The sequence below is a fragment of the Pseudomonas sp. D47 genome, from assembly GCF_045447305.1.
GTDB lineage: Bacteria > Pseudomonadota > Gammaproteobacteria > Pseudomonadales > Pseudomonadaceae > Aquipseudomonas.
In genome coordinates this window covers 1-17,455 of sequence record NZ_JBJGXU010000088.1, presented here as the reverse complement: position 1 = coordinate 17,455, position 17,455 = coordinate 1, and the positions used below count along the sequence as shown (strand labels likewise).

21 protein-coding genes and 2 pseudogenes are annotated in these 17,455 nt (G+C 53.9%); 5 read left to right on the top strand and 18 right to left on the bottom strand.

What is annotated here, in order from left to right; all coding sequences use genetic code 11:
* Positions 1-672 (bottom strand): annotated as a pseudogene (locus tag ACI77I_RS29775) (Ice nucleation protein); the annotation flags it as partial.
* A 651-nt stretch (positions 673-1,323) separates the two neighbouring features.
* On the opposite strand from ACI77I_RS29775, the gene ACI77I_RS29770 reads away from it, so the two are divergent.
* Positions 1,324-1,533 (top strand): hypothetical protein, encoded by a 210-nt coding sequence (locus ACI77I_RS29770; RefSeq protein ID WP_406999754.1) that lies wholly within the window; start codon positions 1,324-1,326, stop codon positions 1,531-1,533.
* An 831-nt stretch (positions 1,534-2,364) separates the two neighbouring features.
* Here ACI77I_RS29770 and ACI77I_RS29765 read toward each other — a convergent pair.
* The 3 genes from ACI77I_RS29765 to blaOXA all read right to left on the bottom strand — a co-directional run bounded on the left by ACI77I_RS29765 (position 2,365) and on the right by blaOXA (position 4,518).
* Entirely contained in the window at positions 2,365-3,084 is a 720-nt protein-coding gene (locus tag ACI77I_RS29765) for an SDR family NAD(P)-dependent oxidoreductase (RefSeq protein WP_406999752.1), read from the bottom strand.
* Positions 3,085-3,110: 26 nt separating this feature from the next.
* Positions 3,111-3,638, bottom strand: a complete 528-nt coding sequence (locus ACI77I_RS29760) for a RidA family protein (protein ID WP_406999750.1) — start codon at positions 3,636-3,638, stop codon at positions 3,111-3,113.
* Between the two features lie 73 nt (positions 3,639-3,711).
* Positions 3,712-4,518: a class D beta-lactamase gene (gene blaOXA / locus ACI77I_RS29755; protein WP_406999756.1), complete on the bottom strand. Its 807-nt coding sequence runs from the start codon at positions 4,516-4,518 to the stop codon at positions 3,712-3,714.
* 343 nt (positions 4,519-4,861) lie between these two features.
* Between blaOXA and ACI77I_RS29750 the strand changes: the two genes are divergently transcribed.
* Positions 4,862-5,218: a hypothetical protein gene (locus ACI77I_RS29750; protein WP_406999748.1), complete on the top strand. Its 357-nt coding sequence runs from the start codon at positions 4,862-4,864 to the stop codon at positions 5,216-5,218.
* Here the strand turns inward: ACI77I_RS29750 and ACI77I_RS29745 are convergent.
* The 13 genes from ACI77I_RS29745 to ACI77I_RS29685 all read right to left on the bottom strand — a co-directional run bounded on the left by ACI77I_RS29745 (position 5,199) and on the right by ACI77I_RS29685 (position 15,346).
* On the bottom strand, positions 5,199-5,696 hold the full coding sequence (locus tag ACI77I_RS29745; RefSeq protein ID WP_406999746.1) for a lysis system i-spanin subunit Rz: 498 nt from the start codon (positions 5,694-5,696) through the stop codon (positions 5,199-5,201). The genes ACI77I_RS29750 and ACI77I_RS29745 overlap by 20 nt on opposite strands.
* Positions 5,693-6,226 carry a glycoside hydrolase family 19 protein gene (locus tag ACI77I_RS29740; protein WP_406999744.1) on the bottom strand — a complete coding sequence of 178 codons (534 nt, stop codon included), beginning with the start codon at positions 6,224-6,226 and terminating at the stop codon, positions 5,693-5,695. The genes ACI77I_RS29745 and ACI77I_RS29740 overlap by 4 nt, the downstream gene beginning before the upstream one ends.
* Before the next feature lie 58 nt (positions 6,227-6,284).
* Entirely contained in the window at positions 6,285-6,494 is a 210-nt protein-coding gene (locus ACI77I_RS29735; protein ID WP_406999742.1) for a hypothetical protein, read from the bottom strand.
* Positions 6,487-6,822, bottom strand: a complete 336-nt coding sequence (locus tag ACI77I_RS29730) for a hypothetical protein (RefSeq protein WP_406999740.1) — start codon at positions 6,820-6,822, stop codon at positions 6,487-6,489. Before ACI77I_RS29730 ends, ACI77I_RS29735 begins: the two co-directional genes overlap by 8 nt.
* Positions 6,822-7,571 carry a hypothetical protein gene (locus tag ACI77I_RS29725; RefSeq protein WP_406999738.1) on the bottom strand — a complete coding sequence of 250 codons (750 nt, stop codon included), beginning with the start codon at positions 7,569-7,571 and terminating at the stop codon, positions 6,822-6,824. Before ACI77I_RS29725 ends, ACI77I_RS29730 begins: the two co-directional genes overlap by 1 nt.
* Before the next feature lie 49 nt (positions 7,572-7,620).
* On the bottom strand, positions 7,621-8,277 hold the full coding sequence (locus ACI77I_RS29720; protein WP_406999736.1) for a hypothetical protein: 657 nt from the start codon (positions 8,275-8,277) through the stop codon (positions 7,621-7,623).
* Positions 8,278-8,324: 47 nt separating this feature from the next.
* A complete protein-coding gene (locus ACI77I_RS29715; RefSeq protein WP_406999734.1) occupies positions 8,325-8,672 on the bottom strand; it encodes a hypothetical protein in 348 nt (115 codons plus the stop codon).
* Between the two features lie 4 nt (positions 8,673-8,676).
* On the bottom strand, positions 8,677-12,369 hold the full coding sequence (locus tag ACI77I_RS29710; RefSeq protein WP_406999732.1) for a phage tail protein: 3,693 nt from the start codon (positions 12,367-12,369) through the stop codon (positions 8,677-8,679).
* Between the two features lie 58 nt (positions 12,370-12,427).
* On the bottom strand, positions 12,428-13,030 hold the full coding sequence (locus ACI77I_RS29705) for a tail assembly protein (protein WP_017528114.1): 603 nt from the start codon (positions 13,028-13,030) through the stop codon (positions 12,428-12,430).
* A 56-nt stretch (positions 13,031-13,086) separates the two neighbouring features.
* Complete coding sequence (locus ACI77I_RS29700; protein WP_406999730.1) at positions 13,087-13,443, bottom strand: hypothetical protein; 357 nt, start codon at positions 13,441-13,443, stop codon at positions 13,087-13,089.
* A 114-nt stretch (positions 13,444-13,557) separates the two neighbouring features.
* A complete protein-coding gene (locus tag ACI77I_RS29695; RefSeq protein WP_406999727.1) occupies positions 13,558-14,286 on the bottom strand; it encodes a phage antirepressor N-terminal domain-containing protein in 729 nt (242 codons plus the stop codon).
* On the bottom strand, positions 14,283-15,119 hold the full coding sequence (locus ACI77I_RS29690; RefSeq protein WP_406999725.1) for a Bro-N domain-containing protein: 837 nt from the start codon (positions 15,117-15,119) through the stop codon (positions 14,283-14,285). The genes ACI77I_RS29695 and ACI77I_RS29690 overlap by 4 nt, the downstream gene beginning before the upstream one ends.
* A 68-nt stretch (positions 15,120-15,187) precedes the next feature.
* On the bottom strand, positions 15,188-15,346 hold the full coding sequence (locus tag ACI77I_RS29685) for an Arc family DNA-binding protein (RefSeq protein WP_406999723.1): 159 nt from the start codon (positions 15,344-15,346) through the stop codon (positions 15,188-15,190).
* A gap of 95 nt (positions 15,347-15,441) precedes the next feature.
* Between ACI77I_RS29685 and ACI77I_RS29680 the strand changes: the two genes are divergently transcribed.
* The 3 genes from ACI77I_RS29680 to ACI77I_RS29670 all read left to right on the top strand — a co-directional run bounded on the left by ACI77I_RS29680 (position 15,442) and on the right by ACI77I_RS29670 (position 16,854).
* Positions 15,442-15,876, top strand: a complete 435-nt coding sequence (locus tag ACI77I_RS29680; RefSeq protein ID WP_406999721.1) for an Arc family DNA-binding protein — start codon at positions 15,442-15,444, stop codon at positions 15,874-15,876.
* Positions 15,877-15,971: 95 nt separating this feature from the next.
* The gene (locus ACI77I_RS29675) at positions 15,972-16,538 is read left to right on the top strand and encodes a hypothetical protein (protein ID WP_406999719.1); all 567 of its coding nucleotides are present in this window, start codon (positions 15,972-15,974) and stop codon (positions 16,536-16,538) included.
* A gap of 58 nt (positions 16,539-16,596) precedes the next feature.
* Positions 16,597-16,854 carry a hypothetical protein gene (locus tag ACI77I_RS29670; RefSeq protein WP_406999716.1) on the top strand — a complete coding sequence of 86 codons (258 nt, stop codon included), beginning with the start codon at positions 16,597-16,599 and terminating at the stop codon, positions 16,852-16,854.
* A gap of 357 nt (positions 16,855-17,211) precedes the next feature.
* Here the strand turns inward: ACI77I_RS29670 and ACI77I_RS29665 are convergent.
* Positions 17,212-17,455, bottom strand: a pseudogene (locus ACI77I_RS29665) (hypothetical protein); the annotation flags it as partial.

Here is a 17,455-nt window from a genome sequence, read left to right as displayed (position 1 = left end):
CGTTTGCGTGCTGCCATAACCCGCTGTCAGCGAGCTTTCTTCTCCAGCGGTTTGGGTGCTGCCGTAGCCGGCAATGATGGAACTGTCGGAACCTGAAGTTCCGGTACTCCCGTACCCCGCAATCAGGGTGCTTCGATCTCCAGCGGTTTCAGTACTGCCATAACCGGCGATGAGCTGACTCTGATTTGCGCCCGTGAGCGTACTGCCATAAACAGCTGTTTCTAGCGTTTTTAGCGCCTGATCTGTTGCCGCCGGTGGCCTGAAAGAGTCTTCGTTAATTTCCGGGCGCACGTCAGAAAAAGCAAATGGTTCAACCAGATCTGCTGAATATGACGCATAGTTTGAAACGTTACTCGAAATGTACCCTAATGCACTATTTCGTGTTCCGACATGAACCACTTCAGCACGGGGAAATTTAACGCACCCATCTATATCCAGACGAATAATATCGTCAATCGCAACTTCACAAACCACCCATCTAGCATCGGCTTGCATATTTAATTGGCTGCTCGCACCCTTTCCCCAGAGCAAGCCGGATAGCCCATTCTCGAGCTTTCTCGTAGGCTCCCAAAATTTGCATTCCACAACACCCGAGACGGGCCAGACAAGGCCGCAGTGATCGCCCATGTTATTGGAGCAGGTGCGCAAAACTAAGACTTTTACATCATTCATCTCAACATCCTCGTGATATTTTTACTAAGAAATAGCGTCATCCGCTTATAAAAAATAGCACTTAAAGAACGTGAAATTACTATTTATAATTTCATGGAAGTCCGGACTTAACGCCATTACAAAGCAATAACACTAAGTTCCTTTTTTTATTCAGCCCTCTGTGTCAGCCTATTGTAATTTTATAGGTTATAAATTACAGGCAATTACGATCAGTCACTTTGGCTTGAGAGACATAGAGGATCGAAGATCTTATTAAAAAGCCCTCAATAAATTCAATGTTCCGCCTCAACACCAATAAGCTTTTTTGCAGATATTGCAAGTAGTAGCCGTAACAGGCCATTCTATGACCAACAATAAATATGACTTTATTGTTACCTAATATTATATAGAGTGGACCGCTCTCACTTGGATGCAGGATCGACTCCTGCTCGCACATCAGAGCGCTAGCGTACTAGAGGAAAGATTGAGCGCGCATTTAAACAAAAGCAGGCCATCGCTAAGTCAGAATCTCGCACAGAGTGCGAACGGCTATTACGGGTCCGAAGGAGCTAATGGCGAGCGACTGCTTTTGGACGAGGGCGGACATTCATAATTTTGGAGCGGGGTTAGCAGTACCAAATGCTAAGCTGTTCACTCTCTGGAGGAACACCAATGCCGAACTCAGATTTGATCCCTTCCCTACTTTCAAAACTTTACGAAAACCAACTCGCCCTTGAGGCCTCCATCATGGAGCTCTCGAATTGGGTTGAGCAGCGCGGCTCTGCTGATGTGGCAGAGAACATCCGTGGCGCCCTGCATACAATCGACGAGAACGAAGAGTTCATCAAGCTGACACTGGCGGTCCTAATGGCGCCGGACTGACTGCCTCTCGTCGCCTGAAATCGCGGCGGGGTCAAACCTCGATTACCGCATGCACATACGGTTACGGCCTGGTGCAGATACACGCTGAGGTGTCTACTTTGCCAGGGGCAGTCCAAGCCTTCTGTCCGGGCACAGCAAACGCGAGATCACAAAGAGGATTTACCGGAGGATCGGTGCGACAGCCAAGCCCTCCAAATAGGCAAGTTTCGGAACTCGTGCCGTTTTGCCCAACGTCGCCCCCAAACCTCAGAAACGCAAAAGCCCCGCTTTCGCGAGGCTTCCGTGTAAATCTTGGTGGAAAACCAGGGATTCGAACCCTAGGAACGTTACTAACGTTCGCCGGTTTTCAAGACTGCCGATTTAACTAAACAAATCAATACCTTAGCTATTTATCATTTCCGCAAATGGACATTTTTAGCTGACCTGTACGCCTCGCAGATCAAGGGGCGCGCATCAGGTTGCGGAAACGATTTCGTCCTCCCCGGCGTCCTGCCGACCGAACACAGCCCCCCAAAAAAACCAAAATTCATGAAGCGCACCGTATCACCACATTCGGCGAAAAGCTGCTAGTCGCAGACGGCTATAATCGGCCCAGAGTGTGTAAAAACGCTTCGCCAAAATTGAAGTGTGCGCGTCTACGTTAAATCTGAAATTTATCGGCACGTCAGCAGATGTGGATTTCGCGTAGAAACGCGATTTTCAGTCCGGTTTTGAGTAGCGGTCACGCTCAAAACTGTTTTTACACAGCCTCGGCCAATAGCGGACAGTCAGCATATCGATGATTTTGGCTACAGTTACTCACCCGATCGCAAGGGGCGACACCCGCCCAAACTATAGATGCGCTGCCTTGCACGCTAAAACCTTGCAGTGCATGTCCAATTTGGGCACAAGGGCGTTATCGCCTAGGGACAGAACAAAATTAATAGCCATAACAATATCCTCGACCTGGATTTTATCTGAATTGCTGATTACTCCATCATTCGTCATGTCCGTATTCACGACGCTGGGACATAGGCACGTAACATTTACATTGAATTGCAGTAGATCCTTATATAATGCATCGCTGTAACTGATGATGGCGGCCTTTGAAGACGCATAAGCCGCCAGTTTTCCTTTGTTCTGTACGCCCGCGAGCGAAGCCATCGTAAAAATATGCCCTGAATTCCTTTGCTTCATCTGTTCAGCAACGTGATTCGTAACTAAGATTGTTGAAATAACATTTATTGATTGCATAGCACTCAAAGTTTCTACGATGAATGAAGTCCGGCCGACCTCCAATACACCTGCAGAGTTAACCAGAATATCGACAGGAGGATTTTCTCTGAGAAGCCTCACCATTTCTTTATCCACCTCTTGAGGATTCCTCATGTCGACAGCATGAATCTTTACAATAGTTCCTGGGTAGGCAGAGACTATCCTTGAGCGCGCGAGCTGAAGACTGTCTAGATCTCTGGACAGCAGTATTAAGTCCATACCGCGAGATGCAAAGTATTGCGCCGCTGCGAAGCCTATTCCGCGACTTCCTCCGGTTACCAAGACACACTTTTTCATATTCAAGACGTATGTATTTTCGCTATTTACAAGTTTTTTTGGCGCACAGCCACCGCTTCAATCTCTACTCGCCACGCGTCATTGGGCAGCCCAGCGATTTTCAGTACAGAGCGAGCGGGTACATTGGGCTGATCTTTTGTTCCGAAAAACTGTACATAACCTTCCATAAAGCCCTCCATATCCATTTTGTTATTCTTGGCTGGGTCACCCACCAAGAAAACTTGCAGTTTGACCACATCCCCTAATCCCAGCCCAATATCGCTCAGACTTTTCTCTATCGCTTTTAAAACTGCTATCGTCTGTCCTTTTGTGTCCCCACCATAAGCAAGTGGGCTAGTCAGACTCTGGCTGGGGTCTTGCACCGGAGGAAGCTTTCCTGACAGGTATATCGTTGAAACGGAACCAGGTACTTCAACGGCAGCGGCGACAGGAATGGTTGAGTTCGCGACGCGGTGACGAACAACCTCCTCTACCGCAGCTTGTGCAACGCTTATAGTGCAAAAAGACATAAAGCACAAAATAGCCAGAGGCTGGCTGCCCAGTAATTTCGGCATAAAACAACCTGTATGATCAGTTCAGTGTGAGTTTATAAGAGATGACATCCCTATCACTACTTAGGGGAATTAGTTATTGCGTTGTCACCACTTGAGTTGGAGGTAATGCGCCAACCGCCTTCAATAGCATCCGACCAATTTCTTCTCTTTTGTGAGCATCGGCCATTCTATGAGGGGTGTCGATATTCAAAGCAAAGAAAACCGGGCCTGCTGGCCATTCTATCCAGCCGACCCACCAACCTACTTGGCTCCCAAGCCCGGTTTTAGAGCGGATAATCCATTCACGGCCTGCCTCAATCACCATGATATCTTTTGTCAGAAGCTGGTGCTCAACCTTGAAAGGCAGTTGATTCCTGTAAAGCTTCTCAAGAAAGTCGATCTGCTCTTGCGCTGAAACTTCCAGCCCGCCGTTAACCCAATAATCACGTTTTTTTACGCTTGCATCTTGATTCCCGTAACTGATACTTTTCAAGTAAGTTGTTGCTTTTTCCTTACCGATATCCTTAGCAAACCCACGATACACCCACAAGGCGGAGTGCCTCATTGCGGATCTTAAATTTTGGTCTGCATTGTGGGAAGGAATTTCATGCTTTTCTCCATCCCATTTAAAAATTTGGAACTCATCACGAACCACGCCGAAATCGAGAGCAAATAGCGTATGAGGTATTTTAAAAGTTGAAGCGGGTGTAAAACGCTCCATCGAGCGTTCCTTGTTGTAGATGAATGTTTTGCTTTGATTGTCCCGCTCATCTTTGATGATAATGGTGCCATTGGTATTGAGTTTATCAAAGGCACTCTTCCAGCCTCCTACCTCAACAACACTACCTTGGGCGCCCGCCAACACCCCGTTTGAAAAAGTCGCAAGACAAGCAGCTAACAAAACAAGTTTTAAAGATTTTTTGTACACGCGGCACTCTCCCTCCGTTTCCTCAAACAAAAATGAAAACACTGACTGCCGCACTGACGCAATTGGATATTTGTGTCCAAATTCGTCTCGCGCATGAGGCGAGTCACAAAAACATTGCTTAGGCGCCACTGTCGGTGGCGGCAAAGGTGACTGTTACTGTTTTGCAGTCGCAGTATCTATAAGTGTTGGCTCTGATTGAAAACTGACCCACTGGGTCAGTTTTCGGTCAGCGGCAACACGCCTCTCGTCGCCTCAAATCGCGTCATGCTCAAACCTCGATTACTGTACACGCATACAGCACTCGGATTACCTCAAGATGCACCCCATTGACGAAGACACCTCTGCGTGGCTTGGATGCCCTACGCCCCTGGAAATGTACAAGCACCAATGCTCTCTGCTCGAGGATGAACTTACCGAGACACAGGCACTGCTGCGCAGGGCACGGAAGAACATCGCCGGGCTGGTCCAGATGAACGACGCGCTGGTCACCGGCAAGGCCGAGGCGCAGGCAGTCCTTAAGGCCGCTCAGGCGGAAATCAGCGAGCTGAAAGAGCGATGTTCCGAGCCCGCCATCCTAGGTATAAAGCTCGTCGCCGAGCAGCGCGATTACCTGCTCAGGGAGAATCAGCGGCTTCTGACGGAGCTCAAGAGTGTCAACGAGCCACAGCCCTGACGTACGCCTGGCACGCCCGCAGCGCGATTACGGCGCTATCCCCGTCACCGGTAATGGCGAGAATTCGTTGAGCATGCGCTGGGTCAAGTTGGGCTCGACGGGCTGCATGAACCACGCCGACGGCGCTGGCGGCCGTAGGCACGTTGCAACCACTGGCTGGATCCGCTGCGTCGAGAAGGACTGACAGCCGCACATCAGCAGTAGCAAGGCGGTCGCGCAGTAGAGCTTGGTTATGTTGGGCATCGGACAGTTCTCGAGTGTGTTGTTGGTCCTGGGCGGCGAGCTGCTGCTCGGTGGCCAGGCGTTTGTCCTGCTCGGCCCTCTGCTGACTCCAGGCCTCGCCGATGATTAAGTCCAGCGCCTTCTGCTGTGCGGCACCCTGCTCTGCGAGTTGCTCGGTGCCCATTCGCCAGTCTTGAACCTGCCAAGCGCCGCCAAAGCCGATGAAAACAGCCAGCAGGATCTGACCGGATGTCATGCCAGCACCTTTTTCGCCCGCTCCCACAACTGCAGGCGATCTTCCAGCCCATTGATACCGCCATTGATACGGCGGGTGATCTTCACAAAATCGCCCGCGTCGGCCAGGGCATTAAGCGCTTTCGTTGACCAGAACCACGCCGCCGACATCGCGGCGTTCTGTGGCAGCTCGAGCAGCATCGGCTTATTGAGCAGGTCAAGGCCCAGGGCTTCGCCGCACGCCGCGTAGTTCGCCCGACCGGTGATCTGAATCAGGCCGCGGCCACGGTACTTCGAGCCATCTCCCTTCACGGTGTTGCCCAGATCGGCGCGGTCTTCATAGCCAGCCTGCTGCGCCGTGGGGCCCCATATCTCGCGCACCCACCGAAAATGACCCGACTCATGCCCGACCTGGGCGATGAACGCAGCAATGCGCAGCTGCGTGACGATTCCGTACTTGGCCATGGCCGTATTCAGTACAGGAACAAAAACGCCAGCTTGGCGGCCGGCGTTCGGGAGGATCTCCAGCAACTGCTGCTCGGTGATCGGCATACTTTTCTCCAGGCAATAAAAAACCCGCTCAAGGCGGGCATCGGTGTTCGGGTTGCGATTAGGTCTTGGTGGCAGGCTCGGCAGTCACAACGTCGAGAGCTGCCTTGCGCTTTGCCTGGACCTCGTCAGGGATCGCGCGCTTGCGCTCGTACATGGCGATCACTTGCCAGTCGGTCTCTTTTAGGTACGCCACAGATTCGGTGTAAGCCTGATCGAACGCCTGATCGTAAGGGCGCGGAATCGCTATAGCCTGGCTAAAATCAATCATTTTTCTCGACCTCCTTTGGCGCACATGTGTCTGGGAACTTAACCTTGCCGCGCTTAATCTGTAGGACTATAGATTCTGCCGGGTTACGTATCTCTTCGGCGGTCTCGTGCGTAACTGGTAGCCGGATGGTTATGCAGACTTCGCCGCCTACTCGTTGAATCATCTCGGTTTCAACAAAGAATCGAGAGTCGACCGCCGTTGATGGCAGTAAGAACCCCTCCTTCAGCTGAGAGAAGTCAAAGACCTCGCCGTTAAGCGTGAGCTTGTCGCCGCTTACGGAAGCCTCAAGCGGCCACTCCACAAGGTCGGGCCATAGTTTGATTTTCATTATTTCCACCGCCCTACAATCTTAATGCGTAAGTCTAATATTTGAGGCGTAGCACCATTACGAATTTGAATAACGCCAAGAGTTGTGCCACTTATATACTCAAACGCCGTGCCGCAATCTATAGAGCTGCGCGGGATCAGATTGCAACTAATGTTTGTTGTCTCTCCAGATATGAGAACAGAAGGCACCGCAAACGAATGGGCCGATATTGCGTTAGCCGCAAGTTGAGCCGTGGCCGAGTTTCCCGTCAGCATTATTGCTCCGCTGGCATATTTTTCAACGACCCAGCCACTTACAGTAGTCGTAAACATCAAGCCGCCAGTGCTAAGAGCTGGGTCCTTTTGCGAGTTGTACGTGGTGTGCACTTCTGCAAATGAAGTTGCCGAGGCGTTAATGCTTCCCCTAAGCCAGGCGCGAGGCTCAACCATTGACTGCACAAGCTCTGTCCAGCTGCCCGTTGAAATATGATATGCGCCGCGAAGCGTTGTCCCGTAGCTGTTGGGGATTGGCGCCCCGGCAGTGGCGTTGTTCCAGCGGTAAAGGCCGCCTGTAGAGGCGTTGCCGAAGTTGCCGTCAGGGTAATCTGGTGATGTGTCGCCACCTACGCCGAAGTCACCCTTTTTAACTGACTTGCCGAGACCGTCATAAATCTCAGTGGTCATGGCATTGATCTTCATGCTTGCCGTTCGGGGCGGATCGCCGCCCAGACCTTGCGGCGGCATACCGAGGATAATTTCTTGTCTTGCCATGGTTTGCTCCAAGTTAAAAGTGGCTTATCACTGGCGCGAGTGTTGTCGCTTAGCCAAAGGGGGCCGGGGGGTACTCGCTGACATCGACGGCCAAGCATGTACTTGGCCCCTTGTTTATTTGCAGGAGCAAGGACATCCCGGTACCAGGCCCGGTGGCGAATCCTACGCCCGCGAAGAACGCAGTTCGCCCGGCAACGCGGCTCCCAACAGCCCGCACCACACCCGCGACGGTACTGGTCTGGATTGTGTAGCGGGCGTGCGTGATGGCAATTGCCGCGTTGCTTACCTCTAGTGCTTGCGCCTGCCAGTTGCCGGCTGTATCCGAGCCGATGTCGAACTTCTGGCGTATCCTCATCACTGGCCAGGCTGCGTCGTACATGAGCTTGCCGGCCTCGGTGTAGGCCTGTATTCCGACCTTCCCTGGCGGGGCGTCCCACTGCGCGAATATCAAGAGCTCCACGTTGCCGGACGGTCTGGCCATCTCTGAAAAGAGCTTAATGGTCAGAGTATTTGCACTGGGGTTGATAACGTGACAAACGAGACTGTCGCTCTTGATGAACACGAGCGGAAACCCGCTAAGCGGAAAATGTAGAGTTGTCTCAAATATGCCGCCGACAGCCGCGTTCGGCTGGGGTATGAACGATTCGCCAGCGATTGCCCGCCGATACTTCAGGACAAGGTTTTGATATGAGCTGTCGACGCTCACCTGGCCTTCAGGCCCATTCATGATTTGGGCGCCGCTAACCCAGACCATCACATCACCCCGTAATAAAGCGTGCCATTGCTCGGCTCGTAGTTCATATACCCGTTGGCCGCATCAGTTTCTCCAGTTCTGACAAATCGCCAGTTCAACTGCGCCCCGCTAAATGTCACCTCGGGTGGGAATGGACACGCGAAGTAGCCACGAGCCAGGTAGTAGTAAAACGGCGTACCACCACCGGCAAGATGCCCGATGCTCACCGTGCCCGCCTGGAAACGGTTAGCGTACCCGCCAGGTAATACAATCTCGATTGAGCCCAAGAACCTCCCGTAACGGGCGAGGATGTCAACCGACAGTCGCCCGGTCTCGTCGAAGGTTTGGGCGCCCGCTACGAACGCCATAGTGTTATTGCTCCCACATACCCGAGCGGAATCGAAGCGTCGCGCCTTGGTACGTTCTCATGCCCATGTTATCCAGGGTGTTCGAGATGTTCCCGCGCTGGCCGCGAACGATGAATTGGCCCGTCACAAAGTTGATGTCTATTAATGGCTGCCCTTGGGCATCTACTGCCTCGGACTTAATAGACATACTCGCGATAATCTCTTGAATCAGCGCCTTATTGATGATTGCCTGACTGATAAACACTTGGTTGTTCTGAACGACGAACATGGGGACAACAGCGCCGCTTACTTCATCTACTACAGCAAAGCGCTGCGCAAAGATAAGGAACTCTGCCTGTTCGCCATCCGAGCCAAATGAAAATCCTGAAGCGACCTTCTTACCGCCGACAACCGTTTCGGCCTTGAAGGTAACCATGGCTGAAACTTTGCCGTCGGTGGTGGCCTGGGCCTGGCTCGTCTGCTTGATCGCTGCTGTGTTTTCACCCGAGACCGCCTGCACGGTTTCGATTTTCTCGCTCAGTGCCTTATCCGCATCGGCCAGCGCAGTGGTTTCAGACTTGAAGGCCGCCTCATTTTTGTCGACCTTGGCCCCCATCGTCGTAACCCTTTCAGCCAATGCCGAAGTTGCGGTCGCGGAAGCCCTCGCTACGTCGAGAATGCTCGCGGCGTTCTCCCCCACCTTGGCTTCCAGCAAGTCGGTCCTGACAGACTGTGCAAAATCCCGCTCAGCAATGGCCGACATCAGCGACCAGGCGCCAGCGGATGAAGTGCTGTCGCCGGCACTGCCCTCCTCCGAACCCGCCGAGTCGGGCTTAACCAGCACGTAAACGCCGTCCAGTTTCTCGGCCGTGGCCGTGATCTTCCCGTCGACCTCCTCAATAGAAGCCGTGTTCTTGCTGATCTCCAGGGCCATGGCTGCGTTGGTTTCGGCGATGGTGCCCAGATTGAACCAGTAATTGGCGTTCGGCGGTGCGGTGTCGACCGGTACCGCGGTGGTCGCCTGGAACAGCTGATGCCCTACCCGAACCATGTCGCCCTTGGCGTAAGTCTTTGTGGAGAGATACTCCAGAGCATCGACCACTTCAGAGATCAGGGATTCCAGCTCTTGCTTGGCCTTGTCCAAGCGATCATTGACCGAGCCAGGCCCATCGCCAGTGATCATCTCGATCTCCTCGCGCAGGCTCTGGTAGAGCGCCCCCTTGCCGATCTTGTCCGCGAAATGCTTGTCGTACTCGGTCTGGTCCGCGCTGGCCCGACCATTCACAGCGCCGGTAACGGGAAAGAAAGGCCCGATGTTGCCAGTACGGTCGACCAAGCGAGCCCAGAAGAAGAAGCTCGCGCCCGCCAGGATGTTCTGCATTTCGTGCTTGGCCTGTGGGTAGCTGAAGTCGCTCAGTTTGATCGCGGTCGTCTGGTCCGGCGATTGGCTGTACCAGAGTTCCGTCCGCTGGGTGTCCTCGGCGCCGGGTGGGAATCCCCACTGAATGCCGATGCCGTAGACCAGGCTGGTGGTGGTCAAGAACGACACCGCCGGCGGAAGGCCGGTTTTGCCTTCGAGGTTGGTCAGGTTGGAGCTTTTCCAGATGGAAGAGATCTCGAAGGCGCTCACTGACCGAACCCGCGCCAGATAGGAGCCCGAGTAGATGCCGGTAATATCCACGCTGGTGGAGCCGGTGCGCTGCACCTTGATCCAGTTGCCGCTGTCCTTGCGCCACTCCACATCATAGGCGACCGCTCCAGCAACAGCGGGCCACGAGATGTTCATGGTGCTGATGGCGATGCCCTGATTCACCGCGTAGCTCGACGTCAGCGTGACGCTGGCCGGCGCCGGAACTACGGTGATCGGGATAACGCTAATCGGCCGTTCTTCCAGGCGCGCGCCGGTGTCGATGTGCGCAAACTTGCTCGGGTCGTACTGCACCGCCGATATCTCGAACACACCAGGCTCTGGCCGGGCGACGCTGACCACGCGGTACAGTGGAATTGCCAGGTCGTCAGCATCCAGCGCCCACACTAGTTCACGCTCCGGCGCTACGGAATACGCAACGGTAACCGTTACCTGCCGGCCACTGACCAGTTGCACTGTGCGGCCCTCGCACTTGCCGTCGGGGAGGTTGAGGATCAGGCGATCACCGGGCTTGGCCTGGGTGTCGCGGTCGAGAGTGATGACTTTGCCATTCACCGCAGAGATGCGCCCGCCCACCGGCCGACCGGCCAGGAGTTCGTCGGCGATCGGGATCACGTAGCCAGGCAGCGGGATGCGCCCGTCGAGGCCAACCTTGAAGGTAACGGCTCGATCCTTGGAGTTGGTGAGCAACGCCCACTTACCGCGGCGCTGCGCCTCCGACTCGCGGGTGCATCCGATAGCACTGATCTCCAGCGGATTGTCGCCGTAACGCCGCTGTAGCTTCTGATCGGTGACAGCCGTGACGTCGGTGTCGTAGTTGTTCTGCGGGTTGTCGTAGCTGACCAGAGCGCGCGTATACCGGGTGCGCTCCGACGCGCTGGAGTAGGTGAACTTGCCATCGAGTACGTTTGCCCGGGTATAGGCGAAATCGAAGTCCGTGGCGCGCGGCATATCCGAAAGGGTGAACACCTGGCCCTGAGCCCAGTAGGTCATGCCCCGGTAGATAGCCGAGATGTCGCGCAGTAGCGACCAAGCGTCAGCTTTGCTCTGCAGGTTCAGGTTGCAGATGAATCGCGGCTCCTGGCCACCTTTACCGTCCGGCACCAGCTGGTCGCAGTATTGGGAAACCCGATACAACTCCCAAATATCGACCATCCACGGCTTAATGCGCCGACCAAGGCCGAACCGATCGTTTGTAGTGATGCCGTAGGTGTGCCAGACAGGATTATCCGTCCACGCCTCCTTGAACGTACCGTCCCAAATTCCGGTGTAGCTGCGGGAGCGCGGATCGTAGTTGCTTGGCACCTGCCACTTTCGACCATCACATTCAACGGTGACCGCCGGGATATTGCGGAACTGCTCGGCCGAGAACTCGATGTAGAGCAGGGCTGTGTTCGGGTAACGAATCTTTGCGTCAATCACCTCGGTAAACCCGGCGATCTGCATGGTGTCGGAGATTTTGTTGTTGTTTTGGTTGATCGTCAGACGGGTGATGCGCATTAGCCAACCAGTTGTCGCTCTGGGCAAGTCAATGCGGCGTGTACGCTCGTAGGTGCTGGTGGTCTTGCCGTCAACAGCCTCGCTCAGAACTTGCTGGTAGGCGCCGCCGTCGGTGGCCAGTTCGACCTTGTATTCGATTCGGTAGCCATTAATGTTGCCGCCAGAGTCAACGGATTGAAGGGCTGGCCACGCGAACCGCACACGAACAGCAGAAAGCTGAGTGTTGCTTATGGCGCGCACCCAGGGTGTGCCGCTGCGCAATTCTGTGCTGATCGTGGTCTCGTTTTCGACTGAAGGAATTCCGCCAATCGAGGCTTGATCTACTGCGCCGGTTCGCCACTCCCATTTCACATTCGGGAAGTTCATATTGCCCTGAGGGTCTTGCAGTGGCGTGCTGTCGAGGCAAATATCGTGAGCAGTTGGCGTGCCCTCAAACTCACCCTCGCCCACGGCGATCAGCATCTTGGCAATTGCGACAGAGCGCAGGCTGTCCGGCGCCTCGGTCGGCGTCTTTGGCTTGTCTTCCCCGCCCTTGGCGCCGTGGATATCAAACTTGCGTACTGCGCCCATGCTTTCCTCCAGGCAATAAAAAACCGCCTCTTGGGCGGTGCGGTACTACGTCCTATTTCTAGGCTTTATCTTCGGAATAAATGGCAGCACTGATGATTGCACCGCCCCAACGCCGTCTGCCAGCGCAAAGCGGTACGGGATTGCCGGACGCGGTGGTATTTCTCGCAGATCCAAATGCGTAAGACGGTTGATTTTCCGGGGCCGCACTCATCTTCAGGCCGCCAGCTTGAGGACTGAGCATCTGAATAGCGCCACCAATAGCCATTGAGCCACCTCCCATTCCGACCGCAAGTGCCGTGGCGGCAGACCAACCAAGCGGGTTCCACCACGCCAAAGCAACGATCACCACCCCAATAATGGTTTGTAGCAAGCCTGCACGTTTTGAGCCGGTAATGACGGGGACGATCCTAATTTCTCCTTTGCCCTGAAAGCAGAGTTCATCCTCACCGATGTTTTTCTTTCCTCGGAAAACAGCGAACTCCATACCCCTCGACTTGGCGTTAGACAGAAACCTTTCAAAGCCTGGGATTTGCACACAAAGCGCCTTTATAGCTTCTGCCGGGGTACGAATAGAAAGCCTGTATTGTTTTCCGAACTGCCGCAGCATTCCCCCGAGCCGGATCGTTTCCATCGGCGAGTAGTAGATAGCAAGTGCAGCCATAGCTTTTCTCCAGATAATAAAAAACCACCCGGAGGTGGCTTATTTGTTTTCCTTGCCTATTTGGCGCAGGACCTCACTACATCGACGACTCTCTCAAGCGGAGACTGCCAGGTTCTGTAAAAGTGATAGCGGACGCTTGAACCTCCATTTTTCGGGATGACATCGACCAAATGCAGTGGGGCCTGAGCGTCCGGCGCCAAGATCGTATAGCGATCACCAGATGTTTGCAGAATCCCGCCGATTCCAGCGCCCAGCACGGTAGTCCCCTGCCAGCCGTCGCGTATGCATTCCGCGACAACTTTCGCTGGCTTACTTGATTGCAGCGATAAGAGCGGTGGGTTGCTACGGGTGTCACCGACACTTGCGCAACCAGCCATCGATACCAGCGCCAATACCCCTACCAACAATTTCATGCTGTTCCCTCATTGAGATATGGCGAGACTTTATCACTAAGCAGAGAGCAACACGAAAGCCCCGCATGGGCGGGGTTCTTCGGGTTCATAGGAGTGCCGTCCTTGGCTGAAGAATCAGCCTTGCGAGAGAATTTCCCGGAAGCGCTCTACCGCTGCGCCATTGTAGAAAAAGGTCTCGCATTGACGGTCGCTGTACTTCGACTTATCGAGACGGATCTCGCCGTATTGATCCGTCTTCAAGCCATGCTGATTCGCAAGCCTGCCGATTTTCTGCGCGCTGACTCCGAACAGCTCGCCAACCTCCCCTGCTAACTTCAGGCTTTCTTCGACCTTCGGCAGTGGAATCAAACGCTGACCAAATGCGAGTTCCGAAATATGACTGAGTAAGGCTTGCTTGCTCGTATCCCCCAAGTTGGGCAGGTGAGCAAGAGCGAGCTTTCCGAACTCAACAGCTGAATCATTTGCAGCTGGCAACTGAGAGCGCGGATTTACAGCGTGCCCGTCGTTCCAGTACTGCCAGAGCGCGTCATCGCACTCGTCTTGGAACTCTTCGATCTTCTGCCGGGCAATTGGGCTTTTAACTCGATTCGGCTCAAGAGTTGATAGCCAGCCTGGAAGTTTGCGAAGGGGGATGCAGACAGCTTCTTGTTCACCACCAGCGGAAGGGGTGGTCATGATGACCATCCCCCAGCGCCTTTGATTTGCGGTCAATTTGCGATGTTGGCTCTTCCAGTCGATACCCATCCCTTCGACCATTGGCTTCATCGGAACAAATGGCTGACCGTCGCGCTCAACCAAGTACAGATCAACACCGTGAAAAGGAACCGTCATCAAAGCGCTCATGCTGCCACCCTCCACTTCACTTTCTCCATCGCCGCTAGGACAAAGTCGAACAGCGTCGCAGGTGGCACATGAAGTCCATTCGATCCAGTGACGGCCGCCAGGAACTGAGTCGGCGACATCACGCAAGCGTCGAACGGGACAGGCTGAACCTGACGCTTGCCAGAACCGTCAGTGAAAATAAGGTAACGCTGGGTTTCCGAAAGGTCGGTCGGGATGACGACAGATTGGTTACCGCCCTTCGGTAAGTATTCGCCCTCGATCGCGTAGCTCGCGACGAAATTGCAGGCTGCATCCATTTGGTCGGCGGGGATCAGCTCCATGCGCGGAACATCGAAGCGGGCGTGAAGTGCGGATGCCAGCTTGGCAGTAGCGCTGCGCTGATGCTCAGCATCAAGTTTGGCAACACGGCATCGCATGACGTTGCCCAGCCGAAGAGCTCCGACCTTGCCGAGAAGTTCATCAACCATAGGCGTCATGACGCTCTGGGTGTCTTCATACCGGCCGTGCTTACGAATCGCAGGAAGAACCTCAGCGGTCACCCATTTTTTGAAGCGTTTGGCTTCCGCCTTACGGCTGCGCAGGATTGCCGAGTAAAGGCCTGACTCGTTGATGACCAGCATTTCTTGGTCGCCGCCAGGGGTACGCACAATCTGCGTACCCTTTTCGTCTTCGTCCAAGTTTCGAGTCATGTCACCGGCAATACGGTATTCCAGGGCGGACGAAAGATCGGCCGCCACGAACCATGGCTGATCATCAATCAGCAGCGTGCGTACCTGTTGCTTGCCGAACTTGAAGGGGATGACATTGGATACAGCTGTGCTAACATCGCTCATGACGATTTCTTCCTGGTAGTTGATCTCGTTACCCGAAGCCCTGGCCTGCAAGCCGGGGTTTCTTCGTTTTAGGCTATCGCTGCCTGCTCCTGCTGCTTTTTCGCCGCCAGCAACCAGAAAACTATTTCGGCCGTTTGGGACCGGCAGTTTTCCTTTGAGTTTTGCTCCACCCATTCCTTCACCTCCTCCGGCAGCCTCAGGTTGAACTGCGGGTCTTTCCTGCTCATTACGCCACCCCCTTTTCGTATAGCATTTTGCTTTACCAAGATTAAAGCACTTTGCTTTATTGCCGTCTATAGCAAAGTGCTAGAGAATTCTCGGCATGAGCAAAGAAGAACTGCAGGTCAATTTCAGAATGCCAGCTAGCCTCAAGCGCGACCTTGAAGCAGCGGCAAAATCTAACGGACGTTCACTCACGTCAGAAGTAGTCATGCGACTTGAGGTTAGCGTGGCGCTAGATACCCCAAGGCCGGATAGGTACATGTCGGCAGATCGAGCCCTTTCGCTGGCAGAATTTGCGAGGAAGGATGTCGCTACATTCGTCCAGGAAAATGTTCAGAGATCTATTATTATTTCCGCCCGCAGCGGGAGCACCGAGGCCGTAGTGGACCTTGAGGACTATGATCTGGCTGAATTGCCTCCGGAAAAGCTTGAGTTCCTGAATAAGATTGTTCGAGCCCTTGAGGAGCAAGGCTATAAGGTTACGCTTGATGAGCTCAGCAGTATGCGTATAGACTTTTCTAACCCAACTGACTGACGCCCTACTCAGTTATGGTGATAATCACCACAATAGAATCGAATGACCCAAGCCCGGCCCGCCGGGCTTTTTCACACCTACGCAGGACGCGAACTATGCCATCTCTCAAGAAGTACCTCTCCAAAGGCCTCATAGCGCTAATCGCTGCGGTTGGTGGCGCGTTCCTTGAGTCCACGACCGACATAATAAAAAAGAACTTCGAGCCCGCGCTTATCGGCGTCAGGAACACATACGAGGATTGGACTTCTCCACTACCCGAAGATGCTCAGATAGGAATTCATTTGCAAACGTACACTCCATCTCCATCAGGTGATGAGCCATGGGCAGAAGCAGTGACAGCAACAATCCCGGCCAACAGCTGCCGAAAAACCGATGGGTACAGCATCGTTCGTGCCTTTGATGAATCACCAAACGGACACCGTACGAACGCAATAATGATGATTCATTGCAGACCTTCTGGGCGGATCTCAATCAATCTCGCGACGCAAAGTGGTGAAGTCGTGCAAATCTTCGAGGGGCGCTTCAAGGATGGTGAGAAGGCAGGCTTCCCTGGGGTTTCTGGCAGTTACTCTGCTGGAGTCATGACCATGCATAGACTCGATGTGCTTAGACCTGGGGGCCCGTGGAGGGATCTGCCAACAAGAGACGAAACGCAACCCTAGAGTTTCTTTTGCAGCATTACACGCACAAAAAAACAATTGCAATCAGACGGGGGACACCATGTCCACGCTCACCTTCAAATGCCTAGACCACACCAAACGGGGCGACTTGAGTGAGTCCTACCAGCTGGAAGTGACCGACACCCGCGATGGCACGACCGTAGAGATCTCAGTACCGACGAGGCAGCTCATTTCAGCTCATAGCATGAAGAGCATTCTGCTCGACCGAAAAATGTTCTACTCCGTCACGCAGCGCAAGCACGCGAGAATGCTGAGCGAGATGTTCGATCAGCAGCAGCTTGACGCAGTCGAAGACTAGCCCGGCCTGCGGGGCTTTTTCATGCCCATCAGATGCAAAAAGCCCAGCGCTAGCTGGGCGGTTGGCTACCACAAAAGCTACTGATACCTCGAATGCTCGCACGCGGCCTTCAATCGTTGCATCACATCCGGCGCCATGGGCGCGGTCATCATTGACCTGTAGGTCATGCACTCTTGAGTTTCGCGGGGCTTCGGAATATCAACGTGACTCGTAGCGCACCCCGCCAGCACCGCCACCGCTACCGCCGCTATCAAAATCCGCATGTCGTTCCCTCTTTGGTTTGGCGGGACTGTAGCATTTCCGGCATCGAAATCTCTCAAGCAGTAACTTTGTCCAATGCGTCGTCGGTGCTGAAGGCTAGCGCTTCAGAGCATCACACTGCGCACGCAGGTCGCTGTCGGAGATAGAGCCGCAGCTACCGTTGTTGGTTTTGGCGTTACACAAATAGCGCTTATCACTGTCATCGATGCTATTGCAGCTACCTCCGTTAGTCTCAGCATTGCAGGCATAGCGCAAATCGCGGTCGGAGATCGAGTTGCAGCTTCCATGATTAGTCTTGGCATTGCAGTAATAACGCTGATCACTGTCGCTGATGCTATTG